Source organism: Angustibacter peucedani, from assembly GCF_054779595.1.
The window spans coordinates 1-5,160 of record NZ_BAAGXY010000011.1; the positions used below are offsets into that span (position 1 = coordinate 1).

Consider the following 5,160-nt stretch of genomic DNA (forward strand, 5'->3'; position numbering starts at 1 on the left):
CGGCGTCGTCGGCCCGCCCGGTGGCCCGCAGCACCGCCGCGAGCCGGGCCTGGCTGCGGGCCGTCTCGTGCACGTGCCCGAAGCCCTCGAACGCCGCGACGGCCTGCTGCCAGCGGCCGACCAGCTCGACGTCGTCCGGCTGGTCGACGCCGGTGAGCCAGCGCAGCCGCGCGTCCTCGGCCGCCACCCGGGCGACCCAGGCCGCGCCCTCGGGCCCCGGGCGCCCGCCGGGCTCGTGCGACCACGAGGCCGCGCGCGCCGCGGTCTCGACCAGCTCGCCGCCCCGGCGCGCCAGGTCGGCCCGGGCCGAGGCGCTGCTCTCGCGGGCGGCCTCGGTGCCCAGCTGGCCCAGCAGCAGCGCGGCCAGGCGCACCTGGGCGTGCAAGGTCGGTCGCTGCCACAGGGCGAGCACGCTGCGCACGGCGTCGTCGTGCACCGCCACGGCACCCTCGAGGTCGCCGGCGTCGCCCAGCAGGTCGATGGCCGGTGCCGACGCGATCGCCACCACGCCCTCCTTGGCCCACCACGGGCGCAGGTGCGGCAGCACCTCGAGCCCGGCCGCGTCGCCGCGCGCGGCCTGCACCGCGAGCCGGGACGCGGCCATCAGGGCCTCGGCCACCCCGGGCGGCCGCGAGCCCGCGACGTCGCTCAGCCGCAGGACGTCGTCGAAGTCGCCCGCAACGAACGCCACCGACGCGGCGAGCCAGCGCGACTCGATGGCGTACGGCGCCCACGGCCGGCCCCGCTCGGCGCCGAGCTCGACGGCCCGCCCGAACGCCTCGCGCGCCGCGGCCAGCTCGCCGTTCTCGAACTCCAGCGAGCCGAGCCCGTAAAGGCTGCGCAGCTGGGCCGCGACGTCGCCGTTGGCGCGGGCCTTGCGCTCGCTCTGCTCGAGGGCGGTGCGCGACGACGCGAGGTCGCCCGCCCGGCGGTCGAGGTAGGCCAGCGTCGTCATGGCCTCGACGAGCACCGACGGCAGGTCGAGGTCGCGCGCGAGCGTCGCGGCCTCCTGCGCCCAGCGCGCCGACTCGTCGCGCCGGTAGTGGTCGAGGTTGGCGCGGGCGTGCATGCTGATCGCCTTGGCGCGCAACGGGTTCGGCGGGTCCTCGGGCACCAGGTGGAGGGCCTCGGTGGTGAGGGCGAGGGCGTCGACCGTGGTGTCGCTCACGAGTGCGACGCCGGCCAGCTCGACCAGCACCGTGGCCCGCCGCTCGGGCGCGACGTCGTCGGGCAGGGCGGCCAGCTGCTCCTGCACGAGCGCGAGCGCGCGGTGGCTGCGCCCGGCCGCCATGGCGGCCTGGGCTGCCCGAAGCGTGAGCAGCACGCGGTCGACTTCGGGTGCCGGGGAGTCCTCGCGGGACGCGTCGCCGAGCAGCTCGAGCGCGGTCTCGAGGTGCAGCGTGGCCTCGTCCGGACCACCCACGCTCATGGCCTCGTCGCCGGCCTGGATGCTGGCCCGCACCGCCGTGGGCAGGTCGTGGGCGGCGCGCGCGTGCCGGGCGAGCTCGGCGGCGGTGCCCTCGACCTCGCGGGAGGCGAGCGCCTCGGCGTAGGCGGCGTGCAGGCCGACCCGCTCGCCCGGCAGCAGGTCGTCGTAGACCGCCTCGGCCAGCAGCGCGTGCCGGAACGCGTAGCCGTCGCCGCGCGCGGGCACCAGGACGTTGGCGTCGACCGCCGCGCGCAGCGCAGAGTCCAGCCGGGGCAGGTCGAGCCCGGCGACGCGCACCAGCAGCGCGTGCGACACCCGCCGTCCGGCCACCGCGGCGGCCCGGACGACGGCCCGGGCGTCGTCACCCAGCTGGTCGAGGCGCACGAGCAGCAGCTCGGCGAGGTCCCACGTCAGCGGGCCGCCGCCGCGCTCGACGCCGGCCACGAGCTCCTCGGTGAAGAACGCGTTGCCCTCGGCCCGGCGCACGATGCCGTGCACCTCGGCCTCGGTCAGCGGCGCGGGGTGCAGGGCGCGCACCAGCTCGCGGACCGCGGCGTCGGGCAGCGGGTCGAGCGCCAGCCGCGCGACCGTCGGCAGCCGCGACCACTGGACGGCGGCCGGGCGCAGCGGGTGGCGCCGGTGCAGGTCGTCGGTGCGGTAGGTCGCGACGAGCGCCACCGGCACCTCGCGCTGGCGGGCGAACAGGAACCCGAGCATCTCGCGCGTCGACTGGTCGGCCCAGTGCACGTCCTCGACGACCACGAGCACCGGCGAGCCCGCCGCCAGCTCTGCCAGCGCCGCGTGCACGGCCTCGAACAGGTCGGAGCGGTCGGTGCGGTCGGCCCGCTCGACGCCGGGCACCAGGGCGGACGGCGCGTGCTCGCCGTCGGCCAGCAGCCGACGTCCGGGCATCAGCCGGGCGATCGCGGGGTGCGCCTCGACCACGCGCTGCGCCTCGGCCGGGCGCTCGGTGGCCAGCCGGCCGAAGATCTCGCTGAACGGCAGGTAGGGCAGCGTGCTGTCGCCGAAGTCGAGGCAGTGGCCCGCGAGCACCTGCCAGCCCGCGGCGAGCGCGGCGTCGCGCAGCTCGCTCAGCAGGCGGGTCTTGCCCACCCCGGCGTCGCCGGAGACCAGCACCGATGCACCGGCCGGCGCCGGGTCGTGGACGCCGACGAGCCCCGCCAGGCGGTCGAGCTCCTCGGCTCGACCGACCAACGGGGCCGTCGGGTGGGCGGGGTCCGCGGGCACGTCCACATCATCGTGGGTGCCGCTGACAAGGGCGAACACGTTCGTCGCCCCGGTCAGGCGGGACGCACGCGGGCCCGGCTGGTGGGCGGCAGGGGCCGCTGGGTGGGCGCCACGGCACCGCCGCCGGCCCCCCCGCGGCGGTACGGCCGCTGACGGTGGCCGAAGTCGGCGCGGATCTGGTCGCGGTGGTAGCTGACCTCGGCGGAGACGGACTGGCTGGAGAAGGGCTGGAACACGGTTGCTCCTCAGGTCGTGGACTGCGGTTCCGACGTCCCTGAATCTGCGCCCCTGAGGTACCCCGTCACATCGGGCGTGATCCCTATCTGCGGCTCCGGCCGGCGTGGTCCCCCACCTCAGACGCCTCTGAGGTACCTCAGACCTGCCGAGACGTGACGTGGCGGAGATCACGAAAGAGGTGTGCGGTTCGTCCCGGGTTGTTACTCTCCGGTAGGTGGACGTCGAACCGCCGCTGGTGCCGCTGCGCGCACCCGCTGGTCACGGGCTCGGTGAGCTGACCGGCGAGCTCACCGTGCCGCCGGACCCCACCGCCGCCGCGTTCTTCGACGTCGACAACACGATCCTGCGCGGCGCGAGCATCTTCTACTTCGCGCGCGAGCTGTACCGCCGGGACTTCTTCACCCTCGCCGACCTGGCCCGGATGGCCTGGATGCAGGCCCGCTTCAAGGCCGTCGGCGAGAAGATGGAGCACGTCCTGCTGATCCGCGAGCGCGCGCTGTCGTTCGTCGAGGGCCACTCGGTCGCCGAGATCACGGCCATCGGCGAGCACGTCTACGACGAGGTCATGGCCGACAAGGTGTGGCCCGGCACGCACGCCCTGGCCCAGCTGCACCTGGACGCCGGGCAGCGCGTCTGGCTGGTCACCGCGACGCCGATCGAGATGGCCGACACCATCGCCCGCCGGCTCGGCCTGTCCGGGGCGCTCGGCACCGTGGCCGAGAGCGTCGACGGCGTCTACACCGGTCGCCTGGTCGGCGAGCCGCTGCACGGCGCGGCCAAGGCCGACGCCGTCGCCGCCCTCGCCGAGCACGAAGGGCTCGATCTCGAGCGCTGCTCGGCCTACTCTGACTCGGCCAACGACATCCCGCTGCTCGAGCTCATCGGTCGCCCCTGCGCGATCAACCCGGACGCCCGGCTGCGCGCGCACGCCAAGGCGCGCGGCTGGCGGGTCCGCGACTACCGCACCGGCCGCAAGGCCGCCAAGGTCGGCGTCCCCGCCATCGCCGGCGTGGGCGCCGCGGCCGGCGGCGTCGCCGCGGGTGCCGCTCTGCGCCGCCGCCACCACTGAGCCACCCACCAGCCCACCCACCAACCCACCACCGGAACCCAGCCCACAGCCCGGAGGGACCGCACGACCCACCAGCTGCCGCCGTACCGCCCCGCCGACGCCGCCGGGGTGGCGGGGCTGCGCGCGCTGCGCCGGCTGGTCGAGGCGTGGGGCGAGCCGCAGCCGGCCCTGGCCGGCGGGGTGTGGTGGGCGATCGCGGACGCCCCGACGTCCGGCGGGACGACGGGCGGCCGGCGCGACCCCGAGCCGGCCGACGACGCCGATCTGGAGCGCGTGCGGGCGCTGGTCACGCTGGCCCAGGACGGCGACAGCGAGGCCTTCGCGCTGATCTACGAGCGCTACGTGGACGTCGTCTACCGCTACGTCTACTACCGCGTGGGCTCGCACCACGTGGCCGAGGACCTCACCTCCGAGACCTTCCTGCGCGCGCTGCGCCGGCTCGACTCCTTCACCTGGACCGGCCGCGACATCGCCGCGTGGTTCGTCACCATCGCGCGCAACATCGTCGTCGACCACGTCAAGAGCTCGCGGTACAAGCTCGAGGTCACCACCGGCGAGCTGCTCGACTGCGACGAGCGCGAGCCGTCGCCCGAGCACTCGGTGCTCGAGCGGCTGCGCGACGAGCGGCTCGTCGAGGCCATGCGCCGGCTCAAGCCCGACCAGCAGGAGTGCCTGGCGCTGCGGTTCCTCCAGGGCCTGTCGCTGGCCGAGACCGCCGAGGCCATGGGGCGCACCGCGGGGGCGGTCAAGCAGCTGCAGCTGCGCGCCGTCCGGTCGCTGCACCGCGAGCTCGGCGGTGAGCGGCCGTGAACCCGCGTCCCACCCGTAACCCGCGACCGGTGCCGTCGTTGAGCAGGACGAGACGCGACGACGGCGCGCACCGGGGGCAGGACAGGTACGGGAGGTGGGGGACGTGGCGCTGACCGCGCGACGTGACGCCGACCTGCTCGCGCGCCTGCTCGACGGGGAGGACGTCGAGGGCGCACCCGAGCAGCTGCGCGAGCTGGGCCGGCTGGCCGGCGCCATCCCGCGCCCGGCGGTGAACCCCGACCCGGCCTTCGTCGTCCGGCTGCGCGAGCAGCTCGTCGAGCAGGCCGAGGCCCGCTCGCGCGCGCTCGCGGCCGAGCCCGCGCGCCCGACCACGCCGCTGGTCACCACCCGCCGCCCGGCCCCCGGG

At 76.3% G+C, this 5,160-nt stretch carries 4 protein-coding genes and 1 pseudogene; 3 read left to right on the forward strand and 2 right to left on the reverse strand.

All coding sequences use genetic code 11. From position 1 onward, the window contains the following. Both ACYVJ4_RS03465 and ACYVJ4_RS03470 read right to left on the reverse strand, forming a co-directional pair. Positions 1 to 2,677, reverse strand: a 2,677-nt coding sequence (locus tag ACYVJ4_RS03465; protein WP_460458716.1) for an ATP-binding protein, incomplete at its 3' end; no start/stop codon positions are given. Positions 2,678 to 2,730: 53 nt separating this feature from the next. After that, positions 2,731 to 2,913, reverse strand: a complete 183-nt coding sequence (locus ACYVJ4_RS03470; protein WP_460458717.1) for a hypothetical protein — start codon at positions 2,911 to 2,913, stop codon at positions 2,731 to 2,733. Positions 2,914 to 3,155: 242 nt separating this feature from the next. Between ACYVJ4_RS03470 and ACYVJ4_RS03475 the strand changes: the two genes are divergently transcribed. The 3 genes and pseudogenes from ACYVJ4_RS03475 to ACYVJ4_RS03485 all read left to right on the forward strand — a co-directional run. Further along, entirely contained in the window at positions 3,156 to 3,983 is an 828-nt protein-coding gene (locus tag ACYVJ4_RS03475; protein WP_460458718.1) for an HAD family hydrolase, read from the forward strand. A gap of 75 nt (positions 3,984 to 4,058) precedes the next feature. Beyond that, on the forward strand, positions 4,059 to 4,793 hold the full coding sequence (locus ACYVJ4_RS03480; RefSeq protein WP_460458719.1) for an ECF subfamily RNA polymerase sigma factor, BldN family: 735 nt from the start codon (positions 4,059 to 4,061) through the stop codon (positions 4,791 to 4,793). A 103-nt stretch (positions 4,794 to 4,896) separates the two neighbouring features. Then, a pseudogene (locus ACYVJ4_RS03485) lies at positions 4,897 to 5,160 on the forward strand (hypothetical protein); the annotation flags it as partial.